This is a genomic window from Shewanella algae (assembly GCF_009183365.2).
GTDB classification, from domain to species: domain Bacteria; phylum Pseudomonadota; class Gammaproteobacteria; order Enterobacterales; family Shewanellaceae; genus Shewanella; species Shewanella algae.
In genome coordinates, this window is record NZ_CP068230.1 from 2,288,927 (window position 1) to 2,306,516 (window position 17,590).

Genomic DNA, 17,590 nt, shown 5'->3' on the forward strand with positions numbered 1-17,590 from the left:
ATACCCAAGACGGCGTATCCTTGTTAGGATCGCCGTTTTTGATCCCCAATGGACACAGGTTTTGAACGCTAAGCTGCACCCACTCTCCCGCGAATATCTGGATCTCTGCTTTCAGGCCGATGCGGCGCGCATTCGCCGCAGCTTGTTTCGCTTGAAAAAAAGCCCCGACTCAGAAGCCAAACAGCAAAAACTCGCCGAGCTCAGTGAAGCTGCGGTGCAGGCTTATGAAAGGGCGCAGCAAAGGCTGGCAGACAGGCCTGTCATCGAGTATCCGGATGAGCTGCCGGTGTCACAAAAGCGCGATGAAATCGCCTCGGCCATCATCAATCATCAGGTGGTGATAGTGGCCGGTGAGACCGGCTCGGGCAAGACCACTCAGCTGCCCAAAATCTGCCTCGACTTGGGGCTTGGCAGCCGTGGTCTGATTGGCCACACTCAGCCCAGGCGGCTGGCGGCCCGCAGTGTGGCCAGCCGGGTTGCCGATGAACTCAAGACAGAGCTGGGTCAGGCGGTGGGTTTTAAGGTTCGTTTCGCCGATGCGGTTTCCCAGGACTCCTATATCAAGTTGATGACAGACGGTATCCTGCTGGCAGAACTGGCATCGGATAAATGGCTCAGTCAGTATGATTGCCTCATCATAGACGAGGCCCATGAGCGCAGTCTCAACATCGACTTTATTCTGGGTTATCTGAAGCAAATTTTGCAAAAGCGCCCGGATCTCAAGTTGATCATCACCTCGGCCACCATAGATGTGGAGCGCTTTTCCAGGCATTTTGACAATGCGCCCGTGGTGGAAGTGTCCGGCCGCACCTATCCGGTGGAAACCCGCTATCGCCCCCTGCTGCAGGATGACGACGCCGACTTGGATCTGATGGACGGCATCTTTGCCGCCGTCGATGAACTCTGTCGCGAAGGCCCGGGGGACATTCTGATTTTCATGAACGGCGAGCGCGAAATCCGCGATACCGCCGAGCAGCTGAAAAAGCGTAACCTGCGCGATACCGAGATCTTGCCGCTTTATGCCCGTTTGTCATACGGCGAGCAGTCCAAGGTATTCAAGTCGCATCCAGGGCGGCGCATTGTATTGGCCACCAACGTGGCCGAAACCTCGCTGACTGTGCCCGGGATCCGCTATGTTATCGACCCGGGTACCGCCAGGATAAGTCGCTACAGCTATCGCACCAAGGTGCAGCGTTTGCCGATTGAGCCCATCTCCCAGGCCAGTGCCAATCAACGCCAGGGACGTTGCGGCCGGGTTGGGCCGGGGATCTGTATTCGCCTCTATGACGAACAGGACTTTATTAATCGGCCGGAGTTTACCGATCCTGAAATTCTGCGTACCAACCTGGCATCCGTGATCCTGCAGATGTTGGCCATAGGCCTGGGTGACATTGAGGGCTTCCCCTTCATTCAGCCTCCGGATCCGCGCCATATCCGCGACGGCTTCCTGCTGCTCGAAGAGTTGCAGGCGGTGAGCAAGCACAAAGGGGCGCTGAAACTGACCCCGCTCGGGCGCGATCTGGCGAAGATCCCGGTCGATCCCCGCCTGGCACGCATGGTGCTTGAGGCCAACAAGCTGGGTTGTCTGCATGAAGTGATGGTGATTGTCGCCGGGTTATCGATTCAGGATCCCCGCGAGCGGCCACATGAGAAGAAACAGGCCGCCGATGAGGCCCATCGCCGTTTTGCCGATAAAGACTCCGACTTTGTCGCCTGGCTCAATCTGTGGCAGTACCTCAAAGAGCAACAGAAGAGTCTGTCATCCAGCCAGTTCCGCAAGCAGGTGAAGGTCGAGTATCTGGCCTATTTGCGTATTCGCGAATGGCAGGATCTCTATGCCCAGCTGCGTCAAAGTGTGCACGACCTCAAGTGGCGCCTCAACAGTCAGGCCGCCGAATATGAGCCGCTGCACCAGGCGCTGCTCTCGGGGCTGCTGAGCCATATCGGCTTCAAGGACAAAGACAACGAGTATCTGGGTGCCCGCAACCGGCGCTTCTTTGTGTTTCCCGGCTCGCCGCTGGCCAAGAAGGGCCCCAAGTGGATTATGGCGGCCGAGCTTACCGAAACATCACGCCTGTTCGCCCGTACCTGCGCCCGTATAGACCCTGTATGGCTCGAGTCTCTGGCGGCGCATCTGGTCAAGAAGCAGCACATCGAGCCCCATTTCGAAGCCAAACAGGGTAGTGTGATCGCCCTGGAAAATCAGGTGCTCTATGGCCTCACCATAGTCAATCGCCGCCGGGTACAGTTTGGCCCGCTGGAGCCGGTTAAGGCTCGGGAAATCTTTATTCGCTCGGCTCTGGCCGAGGGTGAGCTGCGCTGCAATGAAGCCTTCTTCAAGGCCAACCAGGCGTTGCTCGAAGAGGTGGAAGATCTCGAACATAAGTCGCGGCGGCGCGACATTCTGGTGGATACAGACGCCTTGTTCGCCTTCTACGATGAACGCATTCCACAAGGGATATACAACCAGCCCAAATTCAACACCTGGTGGAAACAGGCCAGGAGAGAGACCCCTGAGCTGCTCAATTTCAGCCGCGAACTCTTGATGCAAAGGGATGACACCCATGTATCGGCATTGGACTTCCCCGACAGCTGGCAGCAGGGCAATCTCAGCCTTAAGCTGAGTTACCATTTTGAACCGGCGGCCGAGGATGACGGCGTCTCTGTGCTTATTCCGGTGGCGCTGCTCAATCAGTTGGATGAAACCGATTTTGACTGGCAGGTGCCGGGGCTCAGGGAGGAGAAGTGTGTTACCCTGATCAAGTCCTTGCCCAAACCGCTGCGGCGCAATTTTGTGCCGGCGCCGGATTATGCCCGCGCCTGTGTGCAGGCGATGGAACCTTTTGCCCAGCCTTTGTTGCCCTCCCTGTGCAAACAGCTGTTGAGAATGAGTGGCACCCGTGTCAATCCGGAGGATTTCGATCTCAACGCCATTGCAGACCATCTGAAGATGAACTTCAAGGTGGAAGACGATAAGGGCAAGCTCTTGGCCCAGAGCCGGGATCTCGACAGCCTCAAGGCATCATTGCAGGGGCAGGTAAACCAGGCGATACGCAAGGTTGCCGACAAGGGCATAGAGCAAAACGCCCTGACCGAATGGAACTTTGGCGACCTGCCGAAAGAATATCAAAGCCGCAAAGGCAGCTATGAGGTGAAGGCGTTCCCCGCCTTGGTGGATGCCGGTGATACAGTTTCGATCAAATTATTTGATGACGAACAGCAGGCACTTTCCCAACACAGACAAGGGCTGAGAAAGCTGCTGCTTATCAATATTCCATCGCCGGTGAAACATCTACAGCAGGCCTTGCCCAACAAGGCCAAACTGGCGATGTATTTCAATCCATTCGGCCAGGTGCAGATACTGATAGATGACATTATTGCCGCGGCAATTCAGCAGCTTTTGGATGAGCAGCAGTTGGATGTCCGCAGCGCCGATGACTTTGCCAAAGCCAAGGAGATTGTCAGGGCCGAGCTCAATGAAACCGCCGCGGCCATCGCCCTCAAGGTAGAGCAGATTTTGACCTTGCACCAGAAGATCCGTAAGCGTCTCAAGGGCAAAATCAGCCTGGATATCGCCTTTGCCATGAGTGATATTCAAAGCCAATTGGACGCCCTGGTGTTCAAGGGATTTGTTGAAGCTTCCGGTTGGCGCCGTCTTGGCGATCTGATCCGCTATCTCAAGGCGATTGAGCTGCGCCTGGACAAGCTGCCGGTGGATCCCAACCGTGACCGTTTGCATCTGCACAGCATTCACAACGCCGAGACAGAGTTCAAGGCCGCGCTTGCCAAGGTGCCGCGCAGCCAGGCGGTACCGGAGGCACTGGCCGAGGTGCGCTGGATGCTGGAAGAGTACAGGGTCAGCTGTTTTGCTCAGAGTCTGGGCACTGCCTATCCGATATCGGAAAAGCGCATCCTTAACCAGTTGCAGCAGTTTTAACTGGACAGCTGCAGCTGGCTCCTAAAGTGGACCCGATAAAAAAACAGGCGGGCCCAGAGCACAGCAAGAACAATACAGTGCCTGCTGGTGCCCGCCTGGTAAACGGCCATATTTCCCACCGCGGCTATTGTTGAACGCCGCTTATTCCCAATCAAAATTGCATGTTTTGATTAAGGCTTGGCTCTCATCCCGGCTATTGTTCACCTTGCCGCTCAATAGCCGAAGTTTGCAGCCTTGGACCAATGTTTTTTCACTTCAGTCTCGATAAAGGCTTGCTTCTCCTCGGTCAGTTTTTCCAGCTCTACGCCTATGGCGGCCTGCGCCTTGGCCTTGGTACTGTAGTCCGGATAATCGACTCGGGTTACGCCAAGGTCGGCATTCAGCTTGCTCAATATCTCTCTGGCAGCGTGGATCTGCTCTAAGCCCTTGTCCAGCAAGGCTTCACCCTCTTTGGCGTTGTGGGCGTGAATACCGTGGGATGACATGGCAAAGTCCCAGCGCCACTGTGCATGTCGTATCCCCATGATGGCATAGCCTATCTGTTGCCATTGGGCCCCTGCCTTCCAGGCGGCGCCGGCTTCATAATGGGCCTTGATAAGCAGTTCCTGCAACTGCTGCGCCTTGGCTTCCAGCAGCGCCTTGTTGTCGGTAATCAGCTGGGTAATTTGCTGCTGACTCTGGTGACAACTGCTGCAATTGGCCGCTTCAAAGTCCGGCAGATGGTTGGTTATCTTGTGGTTGGTGAAAGATTTGCCGTCGGCGCTGGTTTCCTGGGTCATATGACAGGTGACACAACTGATACCAGCCTTGGCGTGGGCGCTGCGATTCCAATGTTCAAACTCGGGATGGCGCGCCTTCACCAGCGGCGTTCTCGATACCGGGTGCACCCACTCGAAAAACTGCCGGGCATCATAATACTTTTCTATCTCATCGGCGCTGTTGCCGAAGATCCAGGGGATATTGACCTTGTCCTGACGCTCAGGCTGGAAGTAATAAGTGACATGGCATTGGCCGCAAACCTGTGATTGCTGCATCGACTGATTTTGTTCACCAAAGGGTTTGTGCACTTTGGCCATGGCGTCCTGGGCATGAGGTCTTGGCAGTGTCAGTTCAGCTGAGCCCTGGGTATGGCAATCGGAGCAGTACACAGGGTTTTGGATTTCCGGACCCAGCTCGGCAAAGCTCTTGGCCGAGAAGCCTTCGACGCCCAGCTCTTTCATCAGCCTGGGCGCATCCGGCGTCTTGCAGGTCCAACAGCTGGCCGACAGGGCTCTTTCACCAGCCTTGGGGCTAACACCACTGCGCAGACTGTGACTGACATCGGCGACGGCAAAGTGGTGCCCTCTGGGGCTATGGTACTCCTTGGCATAAGCCGAGCCGGCCCAGAGGATGACGCTGGCAGGGTTTTTCTCAAGCATATCTTCCCGCTGCAGTTTTTCGGCGGTTTGGGCCCAGGTCTGATATTGCAGACTCGATGTTTTGTCTGCTGCGACAACAGAAAATGACAGGCTCAGGCCGAGCAAAATGGGGAGTGTGGCAGCAGAGTGGGGGAAGGGATTCACTAAAGGCTCTCCTTGGTTGGGCGACGTACAATCAGGCGTGTGAAATCTGCCCTGAAATTAAAAGATTTAACTAAAATGCATGATAATGCTAAGGTTCCACGCCGGTCGCTGCAACGGCAAGATACTGTTTTTACTGAGTTCTGTGACATAGAACAGGATTCTGTTTCGCCCTTGATTGCCGAACTATGCCTTTAAAGCCTGCCCCGGCTGGGCTCTACTCCCTAATGGATATTTTGCTCATTTCGTTGGTTTTTTGACCGCTATTTATTGGCGAAATAGCCACTTCTTTGCTGTATTTCATGTAAGCCTGAATAGCTAAAAACGGAAAATGTCGAAATTACAATCGATTGAGGCGGTTGAAAGCTGTGATATCCGTCTTTTGCCGGCTATTTATATGATCCAGATCAACGGCATCAGGTGTTTACCAACTTGGGGGTATACAGTTTGTTAACACTTTGCCTTTATGATTGAAACCGAAAAACAAGTTGCATTTCAAAGGCGGCTTTAATCTGCCTGGCTTGGCGGCAGTTGCCCTGGAACAGCACAGCAGCAAGCCATCTTCATAGCGCCTAGGGAGGAGCCATGAGCGAGACACCGAGTACTGATGAAAAACGTCTGGAGCTGAAGATATTTATCTTCCTGACGGTTTTTTTTGGCACCCCTGCTGTCGGTTTTACTGGTCAGCGGTCTGGGCTTTGCCATCTGGTTCAGTCAAATTTTAACCGGTCCACCGGGAGCCGGTTAACGCCAGCATAACGAGAGTCCTTAAAACAGGGGAACGAGATGAGTAGGGAATTGCATGTCAGCAGCCTGATCCTTCAGGTGATGCCACCCAAGATGGCCAGCGTTCGTCAGCAAATTCTGTCATTCGGCAATGCCGAGTTGTCGGTTAACGATGAAAGCAAACTGGTTGTGGTGCTGGAAGGCCCGACCGAACAGGCGATCCTCGCCACCATGGACAAGATCAATGCCCTCAAGGGGGTGATCTCCACCGCTATGGTGTATCACCAGTGTGAACAGCTCGAAGAGGAAGAGCAATGAAAATGAACAGACGCGAATTCATGAAGGCCAATGCCGCCATGGCGGCAGCCGGGGTCGCCGGATTGGCTTTACCTGCCACCGCCAGCAACCTGATCACCAGTTCAGAACACACCCAGTTAGATTGGAACAAGGCGCCGTGCCGCTTTTGCGGTACTGGCTGCTCTGTGATGGTAGCCACCCGCGAAGGCCGGGTCGTGGCGACCCATGGCGATGCCAACAGTGAGGTCAACCGCGGCCTCAACTGCATTAAAGGCTACTTCCTGTCGAAGATCATGTATGGCCATGACAGGCTGCAGACTCCCATGCTGCGGATGACAGACGGCAAATACGACAAGCATGGTGAATTTACCCCTATCAGTTGGGATCAGGCCTTTGACATTATGGCCGAGAAGTGGAAGCACACCATCAAGACCAAAGGGCCGACGGCGGTAGGCATGTTTGGTTCAGGTCAGTGGACGGTTTGGGAAGGTTATGCCGCTTCCAAGCTGATGAAGGCGGGTTTCGGTTCCAACAATATCGATCCCAACGCCCGTCACTGTATGGCCTCGGCCGTGGGCGGCTTTATGCGTACCTTTGGCATGGATGAGCCCATGGGCTGCTACAACGATATTGAAGCTGCCGACGCCTTTGTGCTTTGGGGCTCCAACATGGCCGAGATGCACCCAATCCTCTGGAGCCGGGTCACAGACAGACGCCTCAGCGCGCCCCATGTAAAAGTCTCTGTGATGTCCACCTTCGAGCACAGAAGCTTTGATTTGGCCGACTTGCCGATTGTCTTCACGCCGCAAACCGATCTGGCCATTCTCAACTATGTCGCCAACTACATCATCAGTAATGACAAGGTTAATTGGGACTTCGTCAACAAGCATGTGAACTTCCGCAGAGGTACAACCGATATCGGCTATGGCCTGCGGCCCTCACATCCGTTGCAGCAAAAAGCCAAGAACGTGGCCACCGCCGGTGAATCCACCCCGATGGACTTCGATCAGTTCAAGGCGTTTGTCGCCGATTACAGCCTGGAGAAGGTCAGCAAGCTCTCGGGCGTACCCGAACATAAATTGCTGGAGCTGGCGAAACTCTACGCCGATCCCGAGGTGAAGGTGACCTCCTTCTGGACCATGGGCTTTAACCAGCATACCCGCGGGGTTTGGTGTAACAACCTTATCTACAATATCCATTTGCTGACCGGCAAAATAGCCACCCCGGGCAACAGTCCGTTTTCACTCACAGGTCAACCTTCAGCCTGCGGTACTGCGCGGGAAGTGGGCACCTTCTCCCATCGCTTGCCGGCGGATCTGGTGGTGAATAATCCAGAGCACCGCAAGATTGCCGAGACCATCTGGAAAATCCCTTCCGGGATTATTCCGCCCAAGCCAGGCTACCACGCGGTAGAGCAGAACCGGCGCCTGAAAGATGGCGATCTCAACTGCTACTGGGTGCAGGTGAATAACAATATGCAGGCCGGCCCCAATATCAACGAAGAAGGCTTGCCCGGATACCGTAACCCGGAAAACTTTATTGTGGTGTCCGATGCTTACCCAACGGTTACCACCCAGGCCGCGGATCTCATTTTGCCCACTGCCATGTGGGTGGAGAAAGAGGGCGCCTATGGTAACGCCGAGCGCCGCACCCAGTTCTGGCACCAGTTGGTGACAGCGCCCGGACAGTCGCGCTCTGATCTCTGGCAGTTGCTGGAGTTTTCCAAGCGCTTTACCACAGACGAAGTCTGGTCCGAGGCTGTGTTGGCGGCCAATCCCGAATACAAGGGCAAGACCTTGTATGAAGTGTTGTACCAGAACGGCAATGTCAATAAGTTCCCTCTCAGTGAAAGCGATAACAAGTATCTGAACGACGAGGCCAATTACTTTGGTTTCTATGTGCAAAAGGGGCTTTTTGAAGAATACGCCACCTTTGGCCGTGGTCATGGTCACGACTTGGCTCCCTTTGAAATGTACCACCAGGCCCATGGTTTGCGCTGGCCTGTGGTTGACGGCAAAGAAACCCTCTGGCGCTACCGTGAGGGCTCGGATCCCTACGTTAAACCCGGCAATGGCTTTGAGTTTTATGGCAAAAAAGACGGCAAGGCGGTTATCTTCGCGCTGCCATACGAGCCGGCGGCAGAATCCCCGGATGCAGAATATGATCTCTGGCTCTCTACCGGGCGGGTGCTGGAACATTGGCACTCAGGCTCCATGACCCAGAGGGTACCCGAGCTCTATCGCGCCTTCCCGGATGCCGTGTGCTTTATGCATCCGGATGATGCCAAAAAACGCGGCCTGCGCCGAGGTGATGAGGTCAAGGTAGTATCCCGTCGCGGCGAGATACTGACCCGGGTGGAAACCCGCGGCCGCAACAAGCCGCCGGTGGGTTTGGTGTTTGTCCCCTGGTTCGATGCCAGTCAGTTGATCAACAAGGTGACTCTGGATGCCACGGATCCGCTGTCCAAGCAGACCGATTTCAAGAAGTGTGCCGTGAAAGTGATGAAGGCCTGAGGAGGATAAGAAGATGAAATCGAATCATACCCTGTTGGCTTTTGCTGCACTGCTGACTGCGCTGTCCGTCAATGCCGCCGGTATTCCCGAGGATAAGGTGGCGACTTTGCGTCAGGCGCCGCTCAATAGCCAGCCGACACCGCCTGTGATGCAGAAGGTGAGAAATACGGATATCAAACAGACCCGTAACTACCCGATGCAGCCGCCGGTTATACCGCACAAGATAGATGGCTACCAGCTGGATCTTAAGGTCAACAAGTGCATGTCCTGTCATGCCCGCAGTCGCACCGGCGAATCGCAGGCGCCTATGGTGAGCGTGACTCACTATATGGACAGAGACAATAACTTTCTGGCCGAGCTGTCACCCAGACGTTATTTCTGTACCCAGTGCCATGTGCCGCAACTGGACGCCAGATTGATGGTGGAGAATGACTTTGTCGATATGGATCACTTGCTCAAGTCCGGGGCTGAGAACCCATCCAGCCATTAGGAGTCGCTATGTTTGAGAAACTGAAACAGATATGGCGGGTGCTGAACCGGCCCAGTGTTCACTTCAGTCTGGGTTTTCTGACCCTGGGAGGCTTTGTTGCCGGGATCATCTTCTGGGGTGGTTTCAACACTGCCTTGGAAGCCACCAACCAGGAGGCCTTTTGTATCGGTTGCCATGAAATGGAGAACAACGTCTATCAGGAGCTGAAGACCACCATACATTTCACTAACCGCAGCGGGGTGCGGGCGACCTGTCCGGACTGCCACGTTCCCCATAATTGGACCGACAAGATAGCCCGTAAGATGCAGGCTTCAAAAGAGGTGTGGGGCAAGGTGTTCGGCACCATCAATACCCGGGAGAAGTTCGAGTCCAAGCGGCGTGAACTGGCCGAGCATGAGTGGGCCAGACTCAAGGCCAACGACTCGCTGGAGTGTCGAAACTGTCATAACTTCCAGTATATGGACTTCACCCGTCAGTCACAGCGGGCGGCCAATATGCACTCCACCTCGCTGGCGAGCGGTGAGAAGACCTGTATCGACTGCCACAAGGGGATAGCCCATCACCTGCCGGATATGCAGGGAGTGGAAGGCTTCTGAGCCCAAAGCTCTGGGCAGAGCCTATTGCTTCATGACAAAGCGCGCCGAACTTTCCCGGCGCGCTTTTTTATCTGTTAAATCGCCATTAAAAATCCATGATTAAGCAACGCCTTATTGGCCGCTCTCCTGTTGCCGACTCAGCAGTTTAAGCTCCACTTGATTGCCGTCCGGATCGTAAATATAGATAGAGCGGCTGTAACCCCGGGCGCCATATTTTTCCGAAAAGCCTTCGTGGTGCACGCCGTGTTGCTCCAGGTGTTGCAGCACTGAGGCTTCATCCTTGGCGGCAATATTGAGGCAGAAGTGCGCCATATTAAGGCCTAAAGGTTGATCGCTTCTTGGCACCAGATCGATAAGGGCGCTGCCGAATCTCAGTTGTAGCAGGCAAGGGGAGTCGAGCCGCCGCTCGAAACGAGCCCCCAGCACCTGGGTGTAGAATGCTTCGCTGGTTTCCAGACTGCTGCAGATCAACACCAGATGATCTATATCTATCGCACTGAACATAAGCTCTCCTGCATGCCGTCACACCTATTGTCAGCTTAGCAGGATAAAGAACACCCGCGCGAGTGGCGGGTGTGGTTTTGCGTTTGTTTCAGTCCGGTTGGTGCTTGGCTCAGGACGGGGGCTTTACTTGAGCGGTTCGCTCAGCTGGCGTCTTATGTTACTCACCAACCACTCGCTGACATCATGGCCATTGTTGCTGAGCATCTTGGGGAACATGGAGATGGGCGTCATGCCCGGGAAGGTATTGATCTCGTTGAGCAGTATCTCGCCTTCATCGGTAAGGAAGAAGTCGATACGCGACAGGTGGGACAGCTTCATGCCCTTAAAGGCACGAATGGCATAATCGCGTATGGTATCGATTTGCGCTTGGCTCAATTCGGCCTCGACCTTGGTCACCGCCTTGCTCTTGGCATCATACTTCTCATCGAAGCTGTAAAAGGTGTTGTTGGCGCAGATGATTTCACCCGGCACTGTGGCAATCACTTCACCCTGGTATTCATATACGGCCACTTCCAGCTCCCTGGCTTTGATGGTCTTTTCCACCACCACGTAGGGGGAGTAACTGAAGGCCTGCTCCAGCACCGAGGGGATATCATCGCCGTTGTCCACCCGGTAGCAGCCGACGGATGACCCCTGGGATGCCGCCTTGATAAACAGTGAGCCCCATTCACTCAAGGCATCACGGCAGCGGCTGTTGGCCGCTTCACCGGCTTCACTGAGAAACAGATAAGGGGTATTGGGGATACCGAGCGCACTGAACCACATCTTGGCCGTGACCTTGTTGAAGCAGTTGCTGCTGGGTTCGGAGCCGCAGCCAAAGTAGGGCAGGTTGATCAGATTGAAATAGGACTGAATATCGCCGGTCTCACCCGGATAGCCGTGAATGCAGGGGATCACATAGTCCACCGGCCAGCTGGGCTCGGCCTCATCGAAGCGCACTTCACGGCGATTGGTCAGCTCGCAAACCTGGCCCTGCTTGGTGTGGTAGTGGCCGGCGGCGTCCAGCTCCAACCTGAGCACTTCCATGTCGGGAATATTTGCCAGGCAACTTTCGATATAGTCAGCCGACATCAAAGAGATACTGTGCTCGGCGGCCCCGCCGCCACAGAGTAACAAGATATGGGTTTTGCTCATGAATTCTCCTGACTGAGCGGCCTGATAAATAACCTTGGCCGATATTATGCCTGCTTAGACAGGCCTTGAGTATAACGGCAGCTGACGCAGGCTCTCATCTGGTTATTTTGCCGCCAGAGCGAAACGGGGCCGTATGGCATCTGGCCCGGTTGCTGTTTTCGCTATCGTCCCGGTTACAGCCATAATCTCTGCCACAATCACTGCCACAGCCTATCGGCCAGCCCCGAGGCCCGGCGAGTGAGGCGACGACAGGCGCCGTCAAACACTGAGCTGTTGCCCAGGCAGCAAAAATGCTGTTTGGCGCGGGTAATGGCGGTGTAGATCAGCTCCTTGGTGAGCAGTTGCAGCTGCGCCGGACTCGGGTTTGGTGGCAACACCAAAGCCACAGAATCAAATTCACTGCCCTGGGACTTGTGCACTGTCATCGCAAAACAGGTCTCGTGGCCGGGGAGACGCGCCGGCAACACCTTGAGCACACTGCCATCGGCCTGAATAAAGTGCGCCAGTAGCCTGTTGCTGTCTCGGTCGGGCAGAATAACGCCGATATCGCCGTTAAACAGCCCCAGGTTGTAATCGTTGCTTTGGATGATCAGCGGCCGGCCCGGATAAAACTCCTGCTGCGGGGCGATCAATCCGGCCTGTTTCAGCACTTGCGTCAGTTGCCGATTGATCCCCTCGACACCGAAATCGCCGCCACGGGTGGCGCACAGCAGTCGAAAGCGGTTGTAACGGGCGATGATCTCATCGGCGCCGATGTCCGGCCTGTGCACCACTTCCAAATAGTCGCGGTAGTGCTCACAGGCCTGGCTGAGAAGCTGAGCCAGCCCCTGCTGCTGTTTACCGATTTCCAGCCACTCAAGCTCCTGATAGCCGCCATTCCAGGCATCAGTTATCGCGGCGCCATCACTGAGGTTGACCGCCTTGGCCAGCACGCCTATGCCGGCATCGCCGCGGAATCTGTGGCTGTGACGCAGCATACAAAGATTATTGCCTATGCCGGGGGCGAGATTGACGCAATCGCTGAGGTCAAAGCCGGTGAGCCTTGTCAGTGTTGCGGCAAACTCGGCGCTGTAACGCATGCGCCAGTCCTGCTGGTGGCGCAGACCGGCGCAGATATCGGCGAGCACGGCGCCGGCTTCCACAGAGGCCAGCTGATCCTGATCCCCGAGCAGTATCAACCTGGCATTGGCGGGCAGGGCATCGAGCAGCCGGTCCATCATAGGCAAGTCCACCATGGAGGCCTCATCGACAATCAGCAGATCCAGATGCAGCGGGTTGTCTTGGTGATGACGGAATTTGTGCGAGCCGGGGATCACCCCCAGCAGTCGATGCACAGTGGCGGCCTCTTCCGGGATCTTGTCTATGGCACCAAGGTCAAGCTCGGCGGCAAAGGGCATAAGCTCTTTTGCCAGGCGCTGTTTTGAGGCCTTTATCGATTCGGTCAGGCGCGCAGCCGCCTTACCCGTGGGGGCCACCAGACGTATGTTCATCTCACTGCCGAGACACAGGAGCATCAGTAGCTTGGTGACTGTGGTGGTCTTGCCTGTGCCCGGGCCGCCGGTGATCACCGCCAATTGGCGACAATAGGCGGTGGCGGTGGCGACTTTTTGCCAATCGCGTTTGCCGGAATTTTCATTATTAGTTTGAGTTTCACCATCAGTCGCTTGGCCAGTATGGCTGGCGGGCGGCAAAAACAGGCAATCCAGCGCGCGTCGCACCTCGTCGGTGGCGGGGTATTCAGTTGCTGCCATGGCGGTGAGGCGCCGGGCGACCCGGCACTCAAAATCATAATAGCGTTTGAGGTAGAGGCGGCCAGCGTCGAGGATCAAGGGTTTGTCTTCACCCGGGGCGCCGACGGCGGCAAAATTGGCCACCGCCAACTCAAGGCTTGCCGGGTCGGTATTGAGGCGCACACTGGGGTGGGACTCTGCCAGCGGATTATCAAACGCTATGCTCCCCAGAGGCAGGCAGGCGTGCTGCGATGATAATTGGCGGCTCAGCAGGGCGCACAGCAGCAGAAACAGCGGCGATGGCTCCCGGTGAATGGCGGCCATCTGCAGCGCAAAGTGGCGGTCGAGCGCCGTCAGCAGCCGCTGCTCTTCCCATTGCTTGAGCAGCGCAGTAACAGCTTGGCTGCTTTGCAGTATTGATGGGCTATCTGTCATAGACTCAACTCCAACTGAGGGGCGCTCGAGGGCGACTCGCCCTTGAGTAAGGCATCCAGGGCCAGGATCACCGCTTCATCCGGCCTGTCCACAAACACCCCGGCGCCGGGATGGGCCGCGGACATGCCCCGTAGAAACAGATAACAGCAGCCGCCGAAATGGCTTTGATAACAATAGTCCGGCAGTTTGAGGCTCAGATATCTGTGCAGCGCCAGGCTGTAGAGCAGGTACTGGAGATCGTATCTGTGCTCGCTGATGGCGGCGGCCATCTTGTCCTGGCGGTAATCGCTGAAATCGTCCCCCAAATGGTTGGATTTATAATCGGCAATATAGAAACGGCCCTGATATTCAAAGGTGAGATCGATAAACCCCTTGAGCATGCCCTTGAAGGCATCGAAGCGCAGCTCACCGCCATAGCCGTGTTTGGCCAGCAAGCGGCTGAGTTCGGTATCGATAAGCTGGGTATCGCCGCCAAGGGGCAGATAAAACTCCATCTCCACCAGCTTTTGGCGCTTGCTGAGGTCGCCCAGACGCAGACTCTGCCCCTGGGGCAGAGCGATGTCGGCGTTAAGCAGATCCCGATACCAGTTATAAAGCACATCTTGCCAATCGCTGTCGATGCCATACTGCTGCATCGCCTGGGGCAGATGCAGCAAGAGTTCCTCTTCGGCCTGGGTAAAGTCGATTTTCTCCAGTACCAGGTGCATAAAAGAACCGGCATTGGCGCCGCGCGCGAAGCTGAAGCGGTTGGCCTGCAAGACATCCTGCGGTTCATAGACAGAGGCAGGCTCGATTTCAAACTCCTCATCACCGGCGCCCGGCAACACCCGCTCGTGGGGCAGATGTTTGACCAAGCCGGAATAGCTGCCAACCCGCCAGGGCGCGCCTTGACGCGCCGCCGGCACCTGGGCACAAAGTGGGCTTTGGGAGTGGTTTTCAGTGCCTTGAAGGCGACTTGGGTCTGCATCGCCTATTTCGGTCAAGGAGATGGCCTCGCAAACAAGGGATGCGGCGGCGCTTTGCAACCTATCGCCGTCACAGTCCTTGTCTTCAATGCCGAGCAGATAGCCTATGGTTGTGTCTTTCAAAAAGCTGTTGATGCCCGTCTTGTTCATGCGGCAGTGATTGGCCAGCCCCAGATAACAGCGATATATGGGCCGGGTCAGCGCCACATACAAGAGGCGCAGATCTTCGGCCAGCGTCTCGCGTTTACAGGCTTCCCAGCCTTCGTCACTGGCGTCCAGATCCCAGACTAATTGATTGTCTTTGTGGTACAGCATGGGCGAGGGGCGGCGACTGCCGTCGCGGGCCAGGCTGACAAAGGGGATGAAGCACACAGGATATTCCAGCCCCTTACTCTTGTGGATGGTGACTATCTGCACCAGGTTTTGCTCACTGGCGAGCCTCAGTTGCTGCTCTTCACGGCTCTGGCCGGAGAGCAGTTCCTGCTCAAACCAGTTGACCAGGGCGCTCATGCCTTCGAGCTCGGTAGATTTTTGCTGCAGCAGTTCCGCCAGATGACGAAAATCGGTGAGACGCCGCTCGGCGTTGGCCTCTCGGCCGAGCCGTTCCAGCAGCTGCCAGTGATCAGCGAGATTGAGCAGCGCCGGCATGATGCCGCGGCGGCTCCAGAGCTCATGCAGCGACATGAAGGTATCGAGCACCTCGGCGCGCAGTGTCTCAGATTGGTTGAACTCATGGATCTTATTGGCGCTGAAGCCCAGCAAGCGGCAGGCCAGTGCCGAGCGAATCGCCCGTTCATCCCTGGGGCTGGCGAGCGCCTTGAGGATAAGGGCGATTTCCCGCGCTTCCTCAGTGACCATTACCGAGTCGCGGCTGAGGAATACGGCGCCAATCTGGCGACTATTGAGCGCTTGTTGCATGACGGCGGCTTCGTTTCTGTCGCGCACCAAAATGGCGATATCCCGGGCGCGCAGCGGCTGCTCACTGCCGGTGAGGCGGCACTCACCACGGTTGGCGGCATTGAGCAGACGCACGATTTCGGCTGCAGTATCTTCGGCCAGCAGTTTACGGGCCTGGGTCTTGTTGAGGCCCTTGTCCGGATCTTCCTTGAGCAGCCTGAGCTGCAGCGCCGCCGAGTCTGCGCCGGGCGCGAGTAGCTGTTTGCTGCCAGCGTCATTGGCCTTGACCGGCTCGAACGGGATGGCGTCGCTGATAAAAGGGTCGTTGCGACCGGCAAACAGGCGGTTGACCGCTGCAATCATGTTACAGGCCGAGCGGTAGTTGGTGTCCAGATTATAGTGATCGGCGGTATTGCGCCTGGCCTCAATATAGGTATAGATATCGGCGCCGCGAAAGGCGTAAATCGCCTGCTTGGGATCGCCTATCATCAACAGCGTGCGACTTGACTCAGGCTTGGGTTCAGGCTCGGGCTTGGGTTCAGGCTGGGCGCCGGCATCCGCATCCTGCTGTGGCAATTGCGCCGGGTAGATGCCGGAGAAAATTGCAAACTGCAGCGGATCCGTATCCTGAAATTCGTCGATAAGCGCCACCGGGAAGCGTTTGCCTATTTCCTGCTTGAGCTGCTCACCTATGGCAAGGCCGCTATCCGGCGCCGTCTGGGTCAGTCCGCCTATGGCCTTGGCCAGGGTCAGCAACAGATCGTCCGGGCTCAGCAAGTTGCGCTCGGCCTTGAGCTCGGCAAAACGCTCGGCTATCTGGGCTCTTGCCTGATAGAGAAATGCCGGAATAAGCGAGTCTACGCTGTCTCTGAGCGCTTCTATCTGCGCCAGTAGCGGCGCTTGTTGTGCTGTAGGGATTTCGCCGCCTTTTCTCAGTTTCAGTGACCCGAGAGCCAGGCTGTCCAGGAGTTTCGGGGTCGGCAGCCCCTGATGATACTTGGCCCAGTTGTCCATCTGCTCCAGCATGGCCGTGAGCTTGGGGTAGCCATCGGCCTGCTTGCCATAGCTGGTGCCGTTGAGCGGCAGGCTGTGGAGCAGGGCCTCGGTGGCGTCCCTTTCTCTTGGCCAGCTCAGTCGCAGCCTTGCGAGCTGGGTCTGCAACTGCTCGGCATATTGGTCGAATTTCCCCGGGTCGCGGTTGGCGCTCGCTTGACTGGCGCCGAGCAGTGGTCTCAATTCGCGCCCCAGCGCATCCGGAGTGGCGTAATGGGCGGCTATCGCGGTCGCCAGCGCTGTTGGCAGCCGATAGCAGACATGACGCCAGAAATCGCGCACACTCTGGCGCAGATATTCGCTGTCATCCAGGGTAAATTCCGACTCGAACAGCAGCGCCGACTCAAAGGCCATATCCGAGAGGATCCGCTGGCAAAAGCCGTGAATGGTAAAAATGGCGGCTTCATCCAGGCTCTTGAGCGCCAGATCCAGCTGCTTGAGGGCGGTTGCACGCTGCGTTGGCGGGCAGCGCTGATAAAGCTGCTCGATAAAATCGTCTTTGACGCTTAAGCCGATAAAGCGCTGATAACAGCTGCGGATCCTTTTGCGTATCCTGTCGCGCAGCTCTTCGGTGGCGGCGTTGGTAAAGGTGACCACCAGGATCTGCTCACAGCTAAGGCCCGGGCGCTCAAAATCACCCAGCAATAAGCGCAGATAGAGGCCGGAAATGGTGTAGGTCTTGCCGGTCCCGGCACTGGCCTCAATCAGGCGCCGGCCGCTCAGCGGTAAACTCAATGGCTCCAGTGCTTGCATA

10 protein-coding genes and 1 pseudogene are annotated in these 17,590 nt (G+C 56.3%); 6 read left to right on the plus strand and 5 right to left on the minus strand.

What is annotated here, in order from left to right:
• Positions 1-61: 61 nt before the first annotated feature.
• The gene (gene hrpA, locus E1N14_RS10225; protein ID WP_062793458.1) at positions 62-3,937 is read left to right on the plus strand and encodes an ATP-dependent RNA helicase HrpA; all 3,876 of its coding nucleotides are present in this window, start codon (positions 62-64) and stop codon (positions 3,935-3,937) included.
• Positions 3,938-4,149: 212 nt separating this feature from the next.
• Here hrpA and E1N14_RS10230 read toward each other — a convergent pair whose 3' ends face one another.
• Positions 4,150-5,463 (minus strand): ammonia-forming cytochrome c nitrite reductase subunit c552, encoded by a 1,314-nt coding sequence (locus tag E1N14_RS10230; protein ID WP_037436580.1) that lies wholly within the window; start codon positions 5,461-5,463, stop codon positions 4,150-4,152.
• A 618-nt stretch (positions 5,464-6,081) separates the two neighbouring features.
• Between E1N14_RS10230 and E1N14_RS10235 the strand changes: the two are divergent.
• The 5 genes and pseudogenes from E1N14_RS10235 to E1N14_RS10255 all read left to right on the plus strand — a co-directional run bounded on the left by E1N14_RS10235 (position 6,082) and on the right by E1N14_RS10255 (position 10,118).
• A pseudogene (locus E1N14_RS10235) lies at positions 6,082-6,244 on the plus strand (nitrate reductase).
• Between the two features lie 38 nt (positions 6,245-6,282).
• Positions 6,283-6,540 carry a chaperone NapD gene (locus E1N14_RS10240; protein WP_025009644.1) on the plus strand — a complete coding sequence of 86 codons (258 nt, stop codon included), beginning with the start codon at positions 6,283-6,285 and terminating at the stop codon, positions 6,538-6,540.
• 2 nt (positions 6,541-6,542) lie between these two features.
• Positions 6,543-9,032 (plus strand): nitrate reductase catalytic subunit NapA, encoded by a 2,490-nt coding sequence (gene napA / locus E1N14_RS10245; protein WP_062793474.1) that lies wholly within the window; start codon positions 6,543-6,545, stop codon positions 9,030-9,032.
• A gap of 13 nt (positions 9,033-9,045) precedes the next feature.
• Positions 9,046-9,522: a nitrate reductase cytochrome c-type subunit gene (locus tag E1N14_RS10250; RefSeq protein ID WP_062793459.1), complete on the plus strand. Its 477-nt coding sequence runs from the start codon at positions 9,046-9,048 to the stop codon at positions 9,520-9,522.
• Between the two features lie 8 nt (positions 9,523-9,530).
• Positions 9,531-10,118 (plus strand): cytochrome c3 family protein, encoded by a 588-nt coding sequence (locus tag E1N14_RS10255; RefSeq protein ID WP_025009645.1) that lies wholly within the window; start codon positions 9,531-9,533, stop codon positions 10,116-10,118.
• Positions 10,119-10,229: 111 nt separating this feature from the next.
• Here E1N14_RS10255 and E1N14_RS10260 read toward each other — a convergent pair whose 3' ends face one another.
• From E1N14_RS10260 to recB, 4 genes are all read right to left on the minus strand, one after another.
• Positions 10,230-10,622 (minus strand): VOC family protein, encoded by a 393-nt coding sequence (locus E1N14_RS10260; protein WP_062793460.1) that lies wholly within the window; start codon positions 10,620-10,622, stop codon positions 10,230-10,232.
• 123 nt (positions 10,623-10,745) lie between these two features.
• A complete protein-coding gene (locus tag E1N14_RS10265) occupies positions 10,746-11,756 on the minus strand; it encodes a D-alanine--D-alanine ligase (RefSeq protein ID WP_025009646.1) in 1,011 nt (336 codons plus the stop codon).
• Positions 11,757-11,953: 197 nt separating this feature from the next.
• Positions 11,954-13,921, minus strand: coding sequence for an exodeoxyribonuclease V subunit alpha (gene recD, locus E1N14_RS10270; RefSeq protein WP_081782880.1), 1,968 nt, complete (start codon positions 13,919-13,921; stop codon positions 11,954-11,956).
• Positions 13,918-17,589, minus strand: a complete 3,672-nt coding sequence (recB, locus tag E1N14_RS10275; RefSeq protein ID WP_062793461.1) for an exodeoxyribonuclease V subunit beta — start codon at positions 17,587-17,589, stop codon at positions 13,918-13,920. Before recB ends, recD begins: the two co-directional genes overlap by 4 nt.
• Position 17,590: the final 1 nt, after the last annotated feature.